The organism is Mixta intestinalis (genome assembly GCF_009914055.1).
Classification (GTDB): domain Bacteria; phylum Pseudomonadota; class Gammaproteobacteria; order Enterobacterales; family Enterobacteriaceae; genus Mixta; species Mixta intestinalis.
In genome coordinates, this window is sequence record NZ_CP028271.1 from 3,139,207 (window position 1) to 3,156,745 (window position 17,539).

A 17,539-nucleotide genomic window follows, 5' to 3' on the forward strand; every position below is an offset into this window, starting at 1 on the left:
AGGGTTTACTCCTCAGTCAAACAAGGGGATGCAGTCTACTCGTATCGCCGTTGCCAGACAAATCTCCGCCGAGAAAACCAGCACATTTTTATTACTTCCTCTGAAGCTTTTTCCAGCGCGAATACCTGAGCACATCAAATTTACCCACGACAAGCTGACATATACTCGCTAACTCTAAAGTATTACCCGACATTCGCAGGGAGGTAACAGTGCAAAGCATAAAAGCCGATCTTATCATTGTCGGCGCTGGCGGAGCCGGTTTGCGGGCGGCGATTGCTGCTGCTGAAGCGCATCCTCAGTTATCCATCGCCCTTGTATCAAAAGTCTATCCGATGCGCAGCCACAGCGTGGCTGCCGAAGGCGGTGCCGCCGCCGTAACCCAACGCCATGACAGTTTCGACGCTCATTTTCAGGATACCGTGTCAGGCGGAGACTGGCTGTGCGAGCAGGATGTGGTGGATTACTTTGTACGCCACTGTCCACAGGAAATGATCCAGCTGGAACAGTGGGGCTGCCCGTGGAGCCGTAAGGCAGACGGTAGTATCAATGTGCGTCGCTTTGGCGGCATGAAGATAGAACGTACCTGGTTCGCCGCCGATAAAACCGGCTTTCATATGCTGCATACGCTGTTTCAGACCTCGCTGAAATACCCGCAAATCCGTCGTTTCGACGAACATTTCGTGTTGGATCTGCTGGTAGATGACGGTCGGGTTGGCGGGCTGGTTGCGCTGAATATGATGGAAGGAACCCTGGTCACGCTGCGCGCCGGAGCGGTAGTGCTGGCAACCGGCGGTGCCGGACGCGTCTATCGCTATAACACCAACGGCAGTATCGTGACCGGCGATGGTATGGGTATGGCGCTACGCCACGGCGTGCCGCTGCGCGATATGGAGTTCGTACAGTATCACCCTACCGGCCTGCCTGGTTCCGGCATCCTGATGACGGAAGGCTGCCGCGGCGAAGGCGGCATTCTGGTCAATAAAGATGGCTATCGCTATCTACAGGATTACGGCATGGGCCCGGAAACCCCGCCGGGCGAGCCGAAAAATAAATATATGGAGCTGGGCCCGCGTGACAAAGTATCGCAGGCCTTTTGGCATGAGCTGCGTGCCGGACGCACTATCTCAACGCCACGCGGCGAAGTTGTACATCTCGATCTGCGCCACCTCGGCGCGAAAAAGCTGCACGAACGCCTGCCGTTTATCTGCGAGCTAAGCAAAGCCTATGTTGGCGTCGATCCGGTCACCACACCGATTCCGGTACGGCCTACGGCACATTACACTATGGGCGGCATTGAAACCGACGCGCGTGGCGAAACGCGGATCAAGGGCCTGTTCGCTGCCGGGGAGTGCGCCTCTATCGGCCTGCACGGTGCTAACCGGCTGGGCTCAAACTCGCTGGCGGAGCTGGTAGTATTCGGGCGGCTGGCTGGCGAACAGGCGGCAGAACGGGCGCTGGAATTCCAGGGCGATAATGACAGCGCGCTGGAAGCCCAGGCGCAGGACGTTGAGCAACGCCTGATCGCGCGGATCAATCAGTCAGGTAAAGAGCGCTGGTCAACGCTGCGGGACGAAATGGGACGCAGTATGGAAGAAGGCTGTGGTATCTACCGCACTACCGAGCTGATGCAGCAGACGATCGATAAGCTGGCGGAGCTGAAACACCGCTTCCGGCAGTTACATATCAGCGACAGCAGCAGCGTATTCAATACCGAATTACTTTATAGCCTGGAGCTGGAACACAGTCTGGATGTCGCCGAATGTATGGCGCATTCCGCTCTCCACCGTAAAGAGTCACGCGGTGCCCATCAGCGGCTGGACGAAGGCTGCCAGCAGCGCGATGATGAAAACTATCTGCATCATACCCTGACCTTCTACAACACCGACGGTGCGCCGCGTATTGAAACTTCGCCGGTGAAGATTACCCAACTGCCACCCGCAAAACGACTTTATGGTGCGGAGGCGGACGCCGCGCATGCTCAGGAGGCGAAACATGGATAAGCAGCCAACCTTAACCCTGACGCTTCAGCGCTACAACCCGGAGCAGGACGACGCGCCGCATGATGAGCGCTATCCCGTGCCCTGGGATGAACAGACCTCGCTGCTGGATGCGCTGGGCTATATCAAGGATAACCTCGCCTTCGATCTCGCCTGGCGCTGGTCCTGCCGTATGGCAATTTGCGGTTCCTGCGGCATGATGGTTAACGGCGTGCCTAAGCTCGCCTGCAAAACCTTTCTGCGTGACTATCCCAACGGTCTGCGGGTCGCGCCGCTGGCTAACTTTCCGGTAGAGCGCGATCTGGTGGTAGATATGAGCCGTTTTATTGAAGGCCTGGAGGCGATTAAGCCTTATATCATCGGCAATCCGCGTATTCCGGCGCAGGGCGCAAACCCGCAGACGCCTACGCAGTTGGCGCGTTATCACCAGTTCTCCAGCTGTATCAACTGCGGCCTGTGCTATGCCGCCTGCCCACAGTTTGCCCTGAATCCTGAGTTCATCGGCCCTGCGGCGATCGCGCTGGCACAGCGTTATAACCTCGACAGTCGCGATCGCGGCAAATCGGAGCGGATGGCGCTGCTGAACGGTGAAAACGGCGTCTGGTCCTGTACCTTTGTTGGCTATTGCTCTGAAGTCTGCCCTAAGCATGTCGATCCGGCGGCGGCAATCCAGCAGGGTAAAGTCGCCAGCGCGCAGGATTACCTTATCGCCCGGCTGAAGCCGCACTAAGGAGCTTTTGATGATAAGTAAACGCAAACCCTGGACAGCGCCGGTCACCGCCAGCTGGTGGCGACAGCTACCCTTTTATCGCTTCTATATGCTGCGTGAAGGCACGGCGATTCCGGCACTGTGGTTTAGCCTGGAACTGATTTTCGCGCTCTATGCGTTAAAACATGGCGCCGAACAGTGGGCATCCTTTGTCACCTTTCTGCAAAACCCGCTGGTGCTGGTACTCAATCTGATTGCGCTGGCGGCGGCGCTGCTGCACAGCAAAACCTGGTTTGAGCTGGCACCCAAGGCAGCCATCGTGATGGTCAAAGGTGAAAAGCTGAAGCCGCAGCCGATTATCGTGGCGCTGTGGATCGTGACGCTGCTGGTGACCATCACCGTGCTCTGGCTGGCGTTAAACGCGTAAGGAGGAAAAGATGCAACAACCACAACGATCGGATGAGCCGATTTTTTGGGGGCTGTTTGGTGCGGGCGGTATGTGGGCAGCGATCGTCTCGCCGGTAGCTGTGCTGCTGGTTGGCCTGCTGCTGCCGCTGGGATGGTGGCCTGAAGGCACATTAAGCTATGATCGTATTATGGAATTTGCCACCACGTTTACAGGTCGCGGCCTGATTTTCCTGACGATCGTGATGCCACTGTGGTGCGCGCTGCATCGTCTGCATCATGGCGCGCACGATTTAATGATTACGCTTCCCGCCAGCAAATGGCTGTTTTACGGCGCAGCCGCCATCCTGACGGTGATTGCCGCAGTCGGCGTGTTAACGCTTTAAATCAGCCTTTCAGCAAAGAAAGCATCATCTGCGGCTGCTGGTTCGCCTGTACCAGCACCGCATTGCTGGCCTGCTGAATAATCTGCGCCTTTGTCATTTCCGACGCTTCCTGCGCATAATCCGCATCCATAATCCGGCTACGCGCCGCCGTAGTAGCCAGCGTCTGCTGTGACAGCGAGGCTTTAGCTGACGTCAGGCTGTTGATGGTTGCGCCATAGTCACCGCGATAGCCGCTAACGGTTTGCAGCGCCTTATCCAGCGCACCCAGCGCTTTTTCCGCTTCGTCTTGAGGATTGAGACGCGTTGTCGTCAGCCCCAGCGAAGCGCTGTCGGAAGGCGTCGGCGCAATGGTTTTAGTCTGTAGCGCATCGCCGAAATTAGCGCTGGTAACAATCTGCGTTGCGCTGCTCACCTTTTCCGGCTTGGGCGGAGAATAGGTAGGCGTTGGCATATTGTCCCAGGTCATCCGCGCCGAGAAAGAACCGTTTCCCACCACCATCACCACCAGATCTTCGGTAACGTTGTTGATGTACACGCGTTCCTGCGTGTGGGTGCTGGCAACCTGGCCGTTGTTAAAATCGCCGCTGGTGGCGTCTTCATAACGATCGCCATCTCCGCTGTAGGCGATCGACATACCGTTATAGTTTTGCGTGGCGCTGCCGTTCAGATTCCAGGCACTGCCCCCTTGCGTCAACATCGCATCATCATAGCTGGCCCCAGGCAGAAAACCGTTCGATTCAGTGATAATGCTGCTGTTGGCCTGCCCCGTACTGGTAATGCCCTTACTAACCCAGGTGTAATCGGGATCGCTGCCGTTTAACGGCGTACCAACCAAATGCTTGCCGTCACGCGTAAAAATCTGGATATCGTCATCGAAACCGAAAGAGTCGATATTCATTGTTACATTCGTCGCGCCCGCAGGAATATAGGCCAGCGACACGATGCCTGAACCAAAACTATAGTTAGTACCGGGCGTAGGAAATTTGCTGGTTGCTGGCGGAACATTGCCCAGCTTTAACGGCAAATCGGCTACTGCTGGTGCCAGCGGGTATTTACCAAAGATCTCGGTGTTGCTGGCGATCTGATCGATAGTGCCACTGATTTGTTGAAATTCATCCTGCAAACTTTGCCGATCGCTGTCCGATAACGCATCGTTTACCGAACGTATCGCCAGCGATTTTGCCCGGATCAGCAGCTGGGAAATGGTATCCAGGCCGCCGTCAGCCGTTTCTGACAGGCTAATACCATCGTCAAGGCCACGCGAAATAACGCTGTCGGCCCCGATATTGGCTGTCATGCGGTTTGATATCGCCTGCCCGGCGGCGTCATCTTTCGCACTGTTAATCCGTAAACCGGAGGAAAGGCGCGTAAGCGTCTGGCTAAGAGAAGAAGCATCCTTTGCCTGATTTTTCAGCACGTTGGCTGATAACAGATTACTGTTTATGCTCGCCATGATAAGAAATTCTTCACTGAAAGTTATCTGAGTAGCTGGATTATCGGCGTAGCACACGCTCTCTTTAGCACGTTTACATTCTTCTAAGGCCTGGCCCGACAAGGCTTAGCACATTTTTTTCCGCTTTTTAACTGCCCGGTGCGCAGAGTCCATTTCGGCCACCTATACTTAAGCTATTAGAACTTATCAGGAAAGCGCTATGTCACTATGGAAAACCTTTATTGCCAGTATCGGTGCCCTGCTCTCAGTCGCCTGTAGTACCACTCCACCTAAAAATGTGACGGTTGTCGAACATTTTGAGGCCAATCGTTATCTTGGTCAGTGGTATGAAATTGCCCGCCTTAATCACCGCTTCGAGCGCGGGCTCGATCATGTTACCGCCACCTACAGCAAGCGGAACGATGGCGGCCTGAAGGTGATTAACCGTGGTTACGATACGCAGAAACAGCGCTGGAAAGAGAGCATCGGCAAAGCTTACTTTACCGGCTCGCCGCAGCGTGCGGCGCTGAAAGTCTCTTTCTTCGGTCCTTTTTATGGCGGCTATAACGTCATCGCACTTGATAAAGACTACCGCTACGCGCTGGTTTGTGGGCCGAACTACGATTATCTGTGGATTCTGTCACGCACGCCACAGCTTGACCCGGCGGTTAAGCAGCAGCTAACCGAGCAGGCGCGTCAGGCAGGCTTCCCGGTAGATAAGCTGATCTGGGTAAAACAGGATGGCGCTACGGAGCAGCAGGCAGGAAATTAATACAGAGGTAACGAAGGCCGGTACGGAACGAGAAGGCGTGTTCCGTACCGCTTAACTTATTGCGCGCCGCGCTGAATTGCCTGACCACCAGCTTCAACATCTTCACCCACGCCACGCGTGGTGTTGCAGGCAGAGAGCAGAGTAGAAAGAATCAGAGCTGAAAAAATAGCAACAATACTTTTCTTTGACATAGCCATTTCCTTTTTGGTTGCAGTTGAAAGTACAGCAACTAAAGCATAGCCCTAAATTAACAGCTTGCTCGTCGCCACAGCAGGAAATGGTTTATTTCAGAAAGGGGGATGTCGTTATCCACGCGCCAGAGAGCGCACCCAACGGATGCGCTCGATCAGCGCTTATTTTACGCGAGAAACGTATTCGCCAGAGCGGGTATCAACCTTGATCACTTCGCCAATCTGCACGAACAATGGAACCTTAACTACCGCACCGGTGGACAGCGTAGCCGGTTTACCGCCGGTACCAGCCGTATCACCTTTCAGACCTGGATCGGTATCAACGATTTCCAGCTCAACGAAGTTCGGCGGGGTTACCGCAATCGGAGTGTTGTTCCACAGGGTAACGATACATTCAGCCTGATCCAGCAGCCATTTGGCGCTGTCGCCAACCGCTTTCTCATCAGCGGCCAGCTGTTCGAAAGTTTCATTGTTCATGAAGTGCCAGAACTCACCGTCGTTATAAAGGTAAGTCAGCGTCATATCTACAACGTCTGCGCCTTCAGCGGAGTCGGTAGATTTGAAGGTTTTTTCAATCAGTTTGCCGGTCAGCAGACGGCGCATTTTGACACGTGCGAACGCCTGGCCCTTGCCCGGTTTTACAAATTCACTGGATTCGATAGCGTAAGGCTCGCCTTCGAACATGATTTTGAGACCGTTGCGAAAATCGTTGCTAGAATAAGTCGCCATAAAGGCCCTCTACAATTAAACACTGGTACTTAGCCAAAAAAATGGCACACATTGTAACCCTAAATACCCCATCCAGAGAAGATTGGTTGCAACAACTTGCAGACGTCATCACTGAACCCCATGAATTATTGCATTTTTTAACGCTGGATCAGCACCCGGAACTGGTGGAAGGTAGCGGCGCGCGTAAGCTTTTCGCCCTGCGCGTACCGCGTGCGTTCGCCCAGCGTATGAGAAAAGGCGATCCGTACGATCCGCTGCTGCGCCAGGTGATTACCGATCGTCAGGAGTTTATCGACGCGCCAGGTTACAGCACCGATCCGCTGGATGAGCAGAGCAGCGTGGTGCCGGGGCTGCTGCACAAGTATAAAAACCGGGCGCTGCTGCTGGTAAAAGGCGGCTGCGCGGTTAACTGCCGCTACTGCTTCCGCCGTCATTTCCCCTATCAGGATAATCAGGGCAATAAGCGTAACTGGCAGCGGGCGCTGGACTATATTCGCGATCACGATGAGCTGGATGAGATCATTTTTTCCGGCGGCGATCCGCTGATGGCGAAAGATCATGAGCTGGACTGGCTGATCGGCGAACTGGAGACGATCCCGCATCTGAAACGTCTGCGTATTCACAGCCGCCTGCCGGTAGTGATTCCGGCGCGCATTACGGAAGAACTGTGCCAGCGCCTGGCGCATTCACGCCTACAGGTATTGCTGGTGACCCATATTAACCATGCTCAGGAAATTGACGACGCGCTGCGGCACGGCATCGCCATGCTGAAGCGCGCTGGCGTTACCTTGCTGAACCAGAGTGTGCTGTTGCGCGATGTTAATAACGATGCGCCTACGCTGGCGGCACTCAGCAACGCGCTGTTTGATGCCGGTATCCTGCCTTACTATCTGCACGTGCTGGATAAGGTGCAGGGCGCAGCACATTTTTATGTCTCTGACGATGAAGCGCGGGCAATCATGCGTCAGCTGCTGACGCTGGTTTCAGGCTACCTGGTACCAAAGCTGGCACGTGAAATCGGCGGCGAACCGAGCAAAACGCCGCTTGATTTACAGCTAAGACAATCCTGACCTCCTGCCCGGCAAGGCGAACGCTTGCCGGGCAAACCGAGACGGCAGGTATTACGCTTTTCCCGCCGCTGGCTAAGAAATCACGTCTTCCGTTATCTTTTCCACCATAATCTGCTTTATCTGTTCTGTATTGACCCGGCAACGCATAACATAATAACCTGGTATTTTTATATTATATCTGACCCCAAAAATGGACTGTTAACGCGGTTAATATCAGCCTTGTTTTCGTTCTGCTTCTACTCTCTTTTGTGGTCCGGTTACGCAACCACACCTCGACTTTAATAAAAACCATTTGATGAAGCGCACAAAATTAGCTGGCTATTCTTCTGTCAGACAACAGAAAGAAGCTTTATTCGATGAATCAGTTTCTTCCAAAAAGACAATCGGGAATTATTTATAAAAACCCAAATAAACGGTCCCGTTATTTTTTACCATTAGCAGGCGAATGCCTCAGAGCGAATAATAATTATTTCGAATGCCCATGCTTCACCTGTTAAACCGTAATAATCCTATAGAAATTGCAAAAAACGTGTTCACGCCAATTATTTACTCAGATGAATTAAACTATTTTCAATATATTTTTGTGATTGATAGCCGCTTTTTTCAGAATCTTCCCTCTTTACCAATGGGTACCGTAACCATAAAGGAAAGAAAAATTAATTGCTTTTATAAGTTCTTTCTTCTAAAAATCAAGTTACTATTAAGCGGCAGATGATATGAGGACACTTTGTTATAATAATCATGGACGTTTATGCCTTCTATTCTTATCGTTGACGATCACCCGGCTATTTGTTTTGCGCTTAAGGCTTCACTGGAAGCGGAAGAGGACCTTACCGTAACCACGACAACCGATGGCGGGAAGGTGATGTTCCTTATTCGTGAACTTAAGCCTGACTTAATTATTCTTGATATTTCTCTTTTAAAGCTGGATGGGCTTGATTTACTGGCACGTATCAAACATTATCGCCCTGCTATTCGGGTACTGATCCTTACCGGGCTACCGGCAGAGGTTTACGCACCGCGCAGCCTGAAGGCAGGCGCAGACGGTTTTCTTAGCAAGCAACACCTGCTTACTGCAATCAGTGCGGTGGTACGGCTACTGCTGGATGGCTATAGCTGTTTTCCTGCCGGAAGCTTTATCGCGGAAAATGCGCCTTCGGCCTCCGCCGATGCAGAAAGCTCGCGGCTCCTGGAGCGCATGTCCGACCGCGAACTTACTGTTTTACGTTATCTGGCGGAAGGAAAATCAAATAAAGAAATTGGCGAACTGCTCCAGTTAAGTAATAAAACCATTAGCACTTATAAAGCACGGCTGCTGGAAAAAAGCGGAACGGAATCTCTGGCGGAGTTACTTCAACAATTTAAAAATATAAAATAATGGCGCTAATTCTACGCATAGTCATATTAATAGGGTTAATTACTTTTTCGTCTACCGGTCCGGCTGCTCCGCAGCCGAACCAGGCCGTTAATTCGCTACAGCTGCTGGCGCACAGTCAGGCGATGCTGTCGGATCTGACATTAAGCAGTGAACAATGGCGCTGGCTACGCAAACATAATCATCTGACGATCGCCAGCTGGTCGCCAAACGTTCCGCCCTATTTTATGAACGCCGGGCGTTATGACTATGTCGGCATTACCGCCGATTACCTTGGCCTGCTGGCCTCTAATCTTAATATTAAACTGGAAATTCAGCAGTACGCTGATAAGAAAGCGGCCTTTGAGGCGCTGAAAAGCGGTGAGGCGGATCTTATCGCCTGGGCCAGCGATGAGGCATACGAAGCAGGGTTTCTGCTGAGTAAGCCCTACACCAATAATGCACCGGCAGAAGTGGTGAATTTTAACGCCTGGCCGCTGCCTGAAGAGGGTGTCCGGCTGGCTATTGATGCCGCCTACCCTAACCCAGAAGTCTTTATGCAGCGCTGGCCACAGGCGCAGCTGATTCCCTTTATTTCGGCCCGTCATGCGCTGGAAGCATTAGCCTTTAATCAGATTGATATTTTTATTGGCGATGCTACCGCCACACAATATTTAATTAACGAATCTAATCTGAGCGATTTAAATATTCGCCGCCTGCGCAATAACCAATCAAAAGGATTCTCTTTTGCTGCGCGTTCCGATAATGAACAGCTTATTGCGATCATTAATCAGGTGCTGGCCGCTATTCCGGCAAATATTAATGAAGATATTATGCGGCGCTGGAACGGCGGTTTTATGCCGATCCTCAGCGATCGTCATCTCTATTTCACTTCACTTGAACAGAAATGGATTGAGGATAACCCGGAAATTCGCGTTTCAGTGCTGCGTGACAGCGCGCCGCTAAGCATTTATGACAGCAAGAAAAAGCTGCACGGTGTTACTACCGATATTTTGAAAGCTATTGGTCTGCGCACCGGGCTGAAATTCGTTATTCAGCCTAAAGATAACCTTGATGAAATTATTACCGCTGTAAAATCTGGTCACAGCGATATGGTAGCCAGTCTTAATCTCGACAGCGCCAGCCATGCTAACCTGTTAACCACCCGAACCTGGCTGTTTAATTCCTGGGTAATGGTTGGACGCAACCCTTCGCTTTCGCTGCCCAGCACGCATCGGGCGATGCTGCTGAAGGGCAACGCCGTCAATCTCAGCGCCGAACCTGAATTGCAGAAAATGCGTCTGGTTCATGCCGATACCCTGACCGAGGGGCTGGAAGCGGTGGTGAAAGGCAAGGCAGACGTGATGATTCTGCCGTTAATCAACGCGAACTTTTATATTTCCCGGCTGTATGCCGACAAGCTGCGCATTATTAAAAGTCTGGAGATCGAACCAGCACGCTTCACTATGGCGGTCTCCGCCAACAACTATCCGTTGGCGACCATTCTGGATAAAGCCTTGCTGAATATTGCCCCGGAAGATTTACAGCTAACGGTGCGCAAATGGCACAGCAACGCCAACATGCCTCACGACAGGCAGAACGAGATTAAATCTCCTCCCTCTCAGGCACTCATCGGGTTAGCAATTGTTGCTGCCGGTATGATTCTGACGCTGCTTATTCTGCTGCTGCGCCACCGCCAACGGCGTCAGCCTGCTCAACAGCACCTGCTGGATGCGATTCCCATCCCCCTGTTTATTACCGATCTCAACGGGCGGCTAACTAACGCAAATCGCTCCTTTGCCGATGCCCTGAACATCGATATCAATGAGCATCGCGGGCAAAACGTGCAAACATTAATGGCCGAGTCCGGGCTTTATGATGGCAATAACGTTAAGGAAGGCATCGCTTTCTGGCAGACGCTGCTGCAAACCAATGCGTTGGGTTACGGCTACGTTGGCGGCTGGCAGGATACGCGCGAAAGCCTGCAAACATTGAAGCAATTGCAACAGGCAAAATATGCGGCGGAAAAAGCCAGCCGGGTAAAAACCACCTTCCTCGCCTCCATTAGCCATGAATTGCGTACGCCGCTCAGCGCCATTATCGGCATTCTGGAACTGCTGCTACGACGTAAACAGCTTAACCCCGGCGATCGCGACTCGTTACATATCGCCTACGACACCGCAGAATCGCTGTTAATGCTGGTAGGCGACATTATTGACGTTGCACGTATCGAGACAGAGAGGCTGGTACTGCGCCCTGAACGCGCCTCGATTCGCCCGCTGATTGAATCCGTAGTAACTATGATGGATGGCCTGGCACGGCAGAAATCGCTGCTGTTTACCTGTGAAATCGATGCGGATATCAGCGGTGATGTGCTGGTCGATCCGGTGCGGTTTAAGCAAATCCTGATTAATATTCTCGGCAACGCGGTCAAATTTACCGCTCAGGGGCGAGTGATCTTCCAGGCTCTGCTGGAAAAAGAGGAAGCTTCCGCACTTAACCTGGTGCTGACTATTCAGGACAGCGGGCCGGGCATCGACGCGGAAACACAGGCGCGCCTCTTTAAGCCCTTTGAGCAGGGTGATAATCAGCAGAGCCAACAGGGTAGCGGCCTGGGCCTGTATATCTGCCGAACGCTGATTACGATGATGGCCGGCGACTTAACGCTGGACAGCCAGCCGGGAATGGGTACGGAAGTCACCATTCGCCTGCGCCTGCCGAGAATGACGCCGCAGCCGATGCCTGCGGTAGCCGCCACCGCGCAGGCCACGCCAGCTACCGCACGGCGGATTCTGGTGGTGGACGATCACGCCGCCAGCCGCCACGTTTTAATCCAGCAGCTGCACTATTTAGGCCATGAGGCGATCGGCGCGGCTGACGGTCAGCAGGCGCTCTCTCTGCTCTCCGCCCAACTGCCCGACGTCGTCATTACCGACTGTAACATGCCGGTGATGGACGGCTTCGCCCTGACCCATGCCATTCGGCGCGAACATCCCGATTTGATTATCTGGGGCGCGACGGCCAACAAACAGCAGTCGGTTCGTGAAGCCTGTCTGAATGCCGGAATGAATGATTGTTTGTTCAAGCCGTTAACGCTACAGACGCTGGAAAAAGCGCTCAACGCCCTGCCGGTCAATGAGGTTCCCAGCTGCAATATTGCGTGGAAATTCCCACCGGGCCTGAATACGCCGCATAAGCGCCGTCACTTCCTGCAGCTTCAGCTGGAAATGTTTGATGAGGCGTTAAACGATATTCATGAAGGACAACAGCATAATCGCGATCTAAAAACCGTATTGCATAAATTACGCGGCGGGTTATTGCTGCTTGGCGCGGACGAATTAATCGAGGCCTGTCAGCAGCTGGAGAAGCAGCCTGACCCGGAATGCCTGAAACAATTCGAGCAGCAAATAGTGCATCTTTCCCGGCATATTCAGCTTATTTATGCAGGGACTACAGACCTGTCATCCCTTCCTACAGCAGGCTGAGGACGTGCCTGTATTGCTATGGATGGGCCTAACCTTTAACCTTGAGGCCACTTACGGATAAGTCCGCAAGCGTTTAAATAAATGGTTTTCGTATAAGGAGTTACGATGAAAAAGTTAACAGTTCTTGCTGCGGTAATGATGGCTGGCGTATTTAACATGGCTCATGCAGGCGTTGAAGATTGCGCCACCAAACGTGCAGCGCTGGAAAAAGAAATCAGCATCGCGCAGCACTACGGTAACACCATGAAAGTGAACAGCCTGAAACACGCGCTGGCTGAAGTTAAAGCACATTGCACCAGCTCAAGCGTGATTGCTAAAGCACAGAAAGAAGTTGCCAAGCTGGAAAAGAAACTGGCTGAAAAACAAGGCGACATCCGTGAAGTGCAGGCTGACCTGCGTGAAGCCCAGGCCCGCGGCAAAAAAGACAAAATCGCTAAATACCAGCGTAAGCTGAGCGAAAAACAGGCAGATCTGCAGGAAATCCAGCAGAAACTGAACCAGGCGCGTGCTGACCTGGCTTCCCTGCAAAAATAATTATTCCCCTGAAGCAAACGGAAGCGTTCTCGCTTCCGTTTTTTATGGCTTAGCTTTCTGCCACTAATGAAATTTTGGTCACTGACTTTTTTAATAATAATTTTTGCTTACTGCCATTCAGCCAATGCCGGCCAACAGCTCTGGGTCATCGTAAATAATAATTACAAAGGCCAAATATTCCTTGAAATGGACGGCGAGGAACCCTGCCTGCAACGGGATTTGCTGGAAGAATGGGGCGTAAAGTTAAGACAGCTACCGGAAGATAGCTGGAGCGCACAAGGCTGCCTGTCTCAGGCGAGCTTCGAACGGCTGCGCATTCAATCCTGGTATCGGCCCGATGCGGGGCTGCTCACTATTCTTATCCCTGATAAATTTATTAACGCCCGGCAAAACGGCGTCAATACCAGCCGCTGGGATGAAGGCATTAATGCCTTTTTTACCAGCTATCGTGCCAGCTACGCTAATTATCAGAGCGACAGCCCCTACGCCGAAACAGGCGACAGCTATAACCTGGAATTCGATAACGGTATTAACTATGGCCCGTGGCGTCTGCGCTATCAGAATACCGTCTGGCGCGATACCGAAGGCAAACATGGCGTATACAGCCGCCAGGCCAATCTTTACCGCAGCATAAACAGCTGGCGATCGCAGCTGCTGGCCGGAGACAGCGAAACGACAGATACGCTGTTTGACGCCGTGCCATTTCGCGGCATCACGCTGGTTACGGATGAGGCGATGTTTCCCGATAGCTGGCGGCCTTTCTCGCCCTGGATTAACGGCTACGCCAGAAGTCATGCCGAAGTAACCATCAGCCAGAACGGGATGACGGTTTATCGTATACACGTGCCGCCCGGCCCCTTCGTAATCCGCGATTTTTATCCACCGGATAATAACGGCACGCTGCAACTGACGGTTAAAGAGAGCGACGGCAGCGAATCAAGCCGCTATCTGCCCTGGTCGGCGATGCCCGCGCTGGTGCATGAAGGCAACTACAGCTATGAGCTGGTAGCCGGGCGCTATCGCCCGTGGCGCGGTAGCGATCTCGCTAAACCTACCTTTTTGCAGGCTACCCTCGCACGCGGCATTACCCCAACCCTCACGCTCTATACCGGTACCCAGCACGCCGATCAATATGACAGCTATCTTGCGGGCGCAGGTTTACATCTGAATTCGCTGGGTTCGTTTTCTGTGGATTCCACCTGGTCGCGCTATACCTCATATGCGGAAGATTATCGCGGTAGCGTCTGGCGTCTGCGCTACGCCAGAACGTTTTTTAACAGCGGAACCAACTTTAGCGCCCTGCTACGCTATTACCCCGCCGGACAGCAATTTCGCGCGCTGGAGGAGAAAATTACGCAGCCTTCCGCAGACTACGACTGGCTTTTTGATGAAACTAAAAATCGTCTGCTGACCCAGGAATATTGGATCAACCACTATCTGAACGAAGAACAGAGCCTGAGCCTGCACTACACACAGCAAAACTGGCGCAATACCTCTGGTCATCGCCGCTATATTTCCCTGAGCTATCAGGCAAACGTGGGCGACTGGGATATCAGCGTATGGCTGGGACGCTCTCGAGAGCAGAGCAGCCGCAGCGAAACCACGCTGGGCATCACGCTCAGCCTGGCACTGCCCGATATTCCCGGCGGCGGCTCGCCCAGCCTGAGTTACAGCCATAACCTCGCCAGCCACTCTGACCCCAGCGAGGAGATCGGTCTGAGCGGCTCGGCACTCTCGGATTACAGCCTGCGTTACGATCTCTCGGCGCTGCATACTCCTCACGCCGACAATCAATATAACGCCTCGCTGGGCTATCAATATAACGCCGGTGAAGCCACCATCAGCGCTTATCGCGAAGGCGGCACGCGCGAACGACGTATCGACGTTCGCGGATCGGTGCTGGCTCACCGTAACGGCATTACGCTGGGACAAGAAATCAGCGACACCATGGCGCTGATCGTGGTACCGAATACGCCAGGCATCGGTAACTATCAGCAGTTTGGTGTGAAAACCAATGCGAAAGGCGAAGCGCTGGTGGGTTCCCTGGTACCGTGGCGCGTGAACCGCCTGACGCTGGATAGCTGGCAGCTGCCTGACGATTTAACGCTACCGATGACGGAGCGCGGTGTCGTGCCGACGAAAGGAGCCATCGTCAGAGCGATGTTCTTACCTGCCGAGAAGAAAAAAGTGAAAGATGAAGATGAAGACGACGATGAGGATGCTGATGAAGAGGATAAGCCGGAATAGCCTCATGCATTGCCTGATGGCTGTTCCGGCGCGCAGCGCTTAGGGGCACTTATAAACCTGGCCGCTCATTTTGCTGTCGAGCGGCGCGAAGCTTGACCAGATATTTTGTGTCGGGCTGGTAGCACCGTAAATCACGTTGCCGCCCATCTCCGCCGCACGGTTGCGCAAATCGTTTGCCGCCCCGCGCAGAGAACTGCTTTCGCCGCCCGCTCCACTCAGCCAGTTGCTTTGGCTACCGGTAATTTCCCCCAGTAACTGACACGCTTCTCCCGGTTGCTGATCGGTAAAGGTGACGCGCTGTCCGGCCGCACTTAGATCTTTCGACGTGCTACACCCTGTCAGCAGCAGCGCCGCCACAGAAAGCCCCAGCAAGACATTAATCCGCATGTTATTCCCCATTTATTATGGTCAGTATCCGGTTCGAGCGTATCAGAAAAACCAGCGTTTTCTTAAACATCCCTTGCCACAAAACGTCAGGATAAACCTGTGCGTCTACTTATACCTTTTTCGGCGTCAAAAGAAAAACCCCCCGCCATTTTTGGCGAGGGGTTTCATACAACGTAAGCCGTTGGGGGAGGATTACATCATGCCGCCCATACCGCCCATGCCGCCCATACCACCAGCAGCACCTAAGTCAGCTTTGTCGTCTTTCGGCAGATCGGTCACCATGCATTCGGTGGTGATCATCAGGCCAGCAACGGACGCAGCGTACTGCAGCGCAGAGCGGGTTACTTTGGTCGGATCCAGAATACCGAAGTCGATCATGTTGCCGTATTCTTCGGTAGCCGCGTTGTAACCGTAGTTACCGTCGCCTGCTTTCACCATGTTAGCAACAACAGACGGTTCTTCACCGGCGTTAGCCACGATCTGACGCAGCGGAGCTTCCATTGCGCGCAGCGCAACTTTGATACCGACGTTCTGATCTTCGTTCTGACCAGTCAGTTCAGCCAGTTTAGCCGCAACGCGTACCAGTGCCACACCACCACCGGCAACCACGCCTTCTTCTACCGCAGCACGGGTAGCGTGCAGGGCATCTTCAACGCGTGCTTTTTTCTCTTTCATTTCAACTTCAGTTGCCGCGCCCACTTTCAGAACGGCTACGCCGCCTGCCAGTTTCGCTACGCGTTCCTGCAGTTTTTCTTTGTCGTAATCAGAGGTTGCTTCTTCAATCTGCTGACGAATCTGCGCTACGCGACCCTGGATAGCGTTTTCTTCACCTACGCCATCGATGATGGTGGTGGTGTCTTTGTTGATCACTACGCGTTTTGCCTGGCCCAGGTCTTCCAGCGTCGCTTTTTCCAGCTCCATACCGATCTCTTCAGAGATTACGGTACCGCCGGTCAGGATAGCGATATCTTGCAGCATCGCTTTACGACGATCGCCGAAGCCCGGCGCTTTCACCGCAGCCACTTTCACGATACCGCGCATGGTGTTCACTACCAGCGTAGCCAGCGCTTCGCCTTCTACGTCTTCAGCGACGATCAGCAGCGGCTTGCTCGCTTTCGCTACTGCTTCCAGAACCGGCAGCAGTTCGCGGATGTTAGAAACTTTTTTATCAACCAGCAGGATGAACGGGCTGTCCAGCTCTACTGCACCGGTTTCCGGTTTGTTGATGAAGTAAGGAGAGAGGTAGCCGCGATCGAACTGCATACCTTCAACCACGTCCAGTTCATCCTGCAGGCCAGTGCCTTCTTCAACGGTGATAACGCCTTCTTTGCCCACTTTCTCCATCGCCTGAGCAATCAGGGTACCTACGGATTCGTCGGAGTTAGCAGAAATGGTACCAACCTGAGCGATAGCTTTAGAGTCAGAGCATGGTACAGACAGCGCTTTCAGTTCTTCTACCGCTGCGATAACCGCTTTATCGATACCGCGTTTCAGGTCCATCGGGTTCATACCCGCAGCAACCGCTTTCAGACCTTCGTTAACGATGGACTGTGCTAGTACGGTAGCGGTGGTGGTGCCGTCGCCCGCAGCGTCGTTCGCTTTAGAGGCCACTTCTTTCACCATCTGCGCGCCCATGTTTTCGAACTTATCTTCCAGCTCGATTTCACGTGCAACGGAGACACCATCTTTAGTGATAGTCGGCGCACCGAAAGATTTATCCAGAACCACGTTACGACCTTTCGGGCCCAGGGTAACTTTAACTGCGTCTGCCAGGATGTTCACGCCGCGCAGCATTTTTACGCGAGCGTCATTACCGAATTTTACGTCTTTAGCTGCCATTT

Annotated in this window: 15 protein-coding genes; 10 read left to right on the top strand and 5 right to left on the bottom strand. The window is 53.1% G+C overall.

Annotation, left to right across the window (positions count from 1 at the left end; all coding sequences use genetic code 11):
* The first annotated feature begins 209 nt into the window (after positions 1-209).
* From frdA to frdD, 4 genes are read left to right on the top strand one after another with little or no spacing between them, the layout of a single operon-like run.
* On the top strand, positions 210-2,000 hold the full coding sequence (gene frdA / locus C7M51_RS14555; RefSeq protein WP_160622445.1) for a fumarate reductase (quinol) flavoprotein subunit: 1,791 nt from the start codon (positions 210-212) through the stop codon (positions 1,998-2,000).
* The gene (locus C7M51_RS14560; protein WP_160622446.1) at positions 1,993-2,727 is read left to right on the top strand and encodes a succinate dehydrogenase/fumarate reductase iron-sulfur subunit; all 735 of its coding nucleotides are present in this window, start codon (positions 1,993-1,995) and stop codon (positions 2,725-2,727) included. The genes frdA and C7M51_RS14560 overlap by 8 nt, the downstream gene beginning before the upstream one ends.
* 10 nt (positions 2,728-2,737) lie before the next feature.
* Positions 2,738-3,133, top strand: a complete 396-nt coding sequence (frdC, locus tag C7M51_RS14565) for a fumarate reductase subunit FrdC (protein ID WP_160622447.1) — start codon at positions 2,738-2,740, stop codon at positions 3,131-3,133.
* A gap of 10 nt (positions 3,134-3,143) precedes the next feature.
* Positions 3,144-3,497: a fumarate reductase subunit FrdD gene (gene frdD / locus C7M51_RS14570; protein ID WP_160622448.1), complete on the top strand. Its 354-nt coding sequence runs from the start codon at positions 3,144-3,146 to the stop codon at positions 3,495-3,497.
* Between the two features lies 1 nt (position 3,498).
* Here the strand turns inward: frdD and C7M51_RS14575 are convergent, their stop codons facing one another.
* Positions 3,499-4,950: a flagellin N-terminal helical domain-containing protein gene (locus C7M51_RS14575; protein ID WP_160622449.1), complete on the bottom strand. Its 1,452-nt coding sequence runs from the start codon at positions 4,948-4,950 to the stop codon at positions 3,499-3,501.
* 199 nt (positions 4,951-5,149) lie between these two features.
* Between C7M51_RS14575 and C7M51_RS14580 the strand changes: the two genes are divergently transcribed.
* Complete coding sequence (locus C7M51_RS14580; RefSeq protein WP_160622450.1) at positions 5,150-5,701, top strand: lipocalin family protein; 552 nt, start codon at positions 5,150-5,152, stop codon at positions 5,699-5,701.
* Positions 5,702-5,757: 56 nt separating this feature from the next.
* On the opposite strand, the gene C7M51_RS14585 is transcribed toward C7M51_RS14580, so the two are convergent.
* Both C7M51_RS14585 and efp read right to left on the bottom strand, forming a co-directional pair.
* A complete protein-coding gene (locus C7M51_RS14585) occupies positions 5,758-5,892 on the bottom strand; it encodes an entericidin A/B family lipoprotein (RefSeq protein ID WP_038623848.1) in 135 nt (44 codons plus the stop codon).
* Positions 5,893-6,054: 162 nt separating this feature from the next.
* Positions 6,055-6,621 (bottom strand): elongation factor P, encoded by a 567-nt coding sequence (efp, locus tag C7M51_RS14590; protein ID WP_160622451.1) that lies wholly within the window; start codon positions 6,619-6,621, stop codon positions 6,055-6,057.
* A 41-nt stretch (positions 6,622-6,662) separates the two neighbouring features.
* Between efp and epmB the strand changes: the two genes are divergently transcribed.
* The 5 genes from epmB to C7M51_RS14615 all read left to right on the top strand — a co-directional run bounded on the left by epmB (position 6,663) and on the right by C7M51_RS14615 (position 15,311).
* Complete coding sequence (gene epmB, locus C7M51_RS14595) at positions 6,663-7,691, top strand: EF-P beta-lysylation protein EpmB (protein WP_160622452.1); 1,029 nt, start codon at positions 6,663-6,665, stop codon at positions 7,689-7,691.
* A 751-nt stretch (positions 7,692-8,442) separates the two neighbouring features.
* On the top strand, positions 8,443-9,069 hold the full coding sequence (locus C7M51_RS14600; RefSeq protein ID WP_160622453.1) for a response regulator transcription factor: 627 nt from the start codon (positions 8,443-8,445) through the stop codon (positions 9,067-9,069).
* Positions 9,069-12,530, top strand: coding sequence for a response regulator (locus tag C7M51_RS14605; RefSeq protein ID WP_160622454.1), 3,462 nt, complete (start codon positions 9,069-9,071; stop codon positions 12,528-12,530). The genes C7M51_RS14600 and C7M51_RS14605 overlap by 1 nt, the downstream gene beginning before the upstream one ends.
* A 105-nt stretch (positions 12,531-12,635) precedes the next feature.
* A complete protein-coding gene (locus C7M51_RS14610) occupies positions 12,636-13,064 on the top strand; it encodes a DUF1090 domain-containing protein (RefSeq protein ID WP_160622455.1) in 429 nt (142 codons plus the stop codon).
* A 186-nt stretch (positions 13,065-13,250) separates the two neighbouring features.
* On the top strand, positions 13,251-15,311 hold the full coding sequence (locus C7M51_RS14615; RefSeq protein WP_244323735.1) for a fimbria/pilus outer membrane usher protein: 2,061 nt from the start codon (positions 13,251-13,253) through the stop codon (positions 15,309-15,311).
* Positions 15,312-15,350: 39 nt separating this feature from the next.
* On the opposite strand, the gene C7M51_RS14620 is transcribed toward C7M51_RS14615, so the two are convergent.
* Together C7M51_RS14620 and groL are read right to left on the bottom strand one after the other, a co-directional pair.
* Positions 15,351-15,698, bottom strand: a complete 348-nt coding sequence (locus tag C7M51_RS14620; protein WP_160622457.1) for a DUF4156 domain-containing protein — start codon at positions 15,696-15,698, stop codon at positions 15,351-15,353.
* 192 nt (positions 15,699-15,890) lie between these two features.
* Positions 15,891-17,537, bottom strand: coding sequence for a chaperonin GroEL (gene groL / locus C7M51_RS14625; RefSeq protein WP_160622458.1), 1,647 nt, complete (start codon positions 17,535-17,537; stop codon positions 15,891-15,893).
* Positions 17,538-17,539: the final 2 nt, after the last annotated feature.

Excerpts from the sequence above, each read along its gene's own strand:
- C7M51_RS14605 (WP_160622454.1), top strand. The coding sequence starts at position 9,069 with ATGGCGCTAATTCTACGCATAGTCATATTAATAGGGTTAATTACTTTT.
- C7M51_RS14585 (WP_038623848.1), bottom strand. The coding sequence starts at position 5,892 with ATGTCAAAGAAAAGTATTGTTGCTATTTTTTCAGCTCTGATTCTTTCT.
- C7M51_RS14620 (WP_160622457.1), bottom strand. The coding sequence starts at position 15,698 with ATGCGGATTAATGTCTTGCTGGGGCTTTCTGTGGCGGCGCTGCTGCTG.
- frdC (WP_160622447.1), top strand. The coding sequence starts at position 2,738 with ATGATAAGTAAACGCAAACCCTGGACAGCGCCGGTCACCGCCAGCTGG.
- C7M51_RS14600 (WP_160622453.1), top strand. The coding sequence starts at position 8,443 with ATGCCTTCTATTCTTATCGTTGACGATCACCCGGCTATTTGTTTTGCG.
- C7M51_RS14575 (WP_160622449.1), bottom strand. The coding sequence starts at position 4,950 with ATGGCGAGCATAAACAGTAATCTGTTATCAGCCAACGTGCTGAAAAAT.
- efp (WP_160622451.1), bottom strand. The coding sequence starts at position 6,621 with ATGGCGACTTATTCTAGCAACGATTTTCGCAACGGTCTCAAAATCATG.
- epmB (WP_160622452.1), top strand. The coding sequence starts at position 6,663 with ATGGCACACATTGTAACCCTAAATACCCCATCCAGAGAAGATTGGTTG.
- C7M51_RS14580 (WP_160622450.1), top strand. The coding sequence starts at position 5,150 with ATGTCACTATGGAAAACCTTTATTGCCAGTATCGGTGCCCTGCTCTCA.
- C7M51_RS14560 (WP_160622446.1), top strand. The coding sequence starts at position 1,993 with ATGGATAAGCAGCCAACCTTAACCCTGACGCTTCAGCGCTACAACCCG.
- groL (WP_160622458.1), bottom strand. The coding sequence starts at position 17,537 with ATGGCAGCTAAAGACGTAAAATTCGGTAATGACGCTCGCGTAAAAATG.
- frdD (WP_160622448.1), top strand. The coding sequence starts at position 3,144 with ATGCAACAACCACAACGATCGGATGAGCCGATTTTTTGGGGGCTGTTT.
- C7M51_RS14610 (WP_160622455.1), top strand. The coding sequence starts at position 12,636 with ATGAAAAAGTTAACAGTTCTTGCTGCGGTAATGATGGCTGGCGTATTT.
- C7M51_RS14615 (WP_244323735.1), top strand. The coding sequence starts at position 13,251 with ATGGACGGCGAGGAACCCTGCCTGCAACGGGATTTGCTGGAAGAATGG.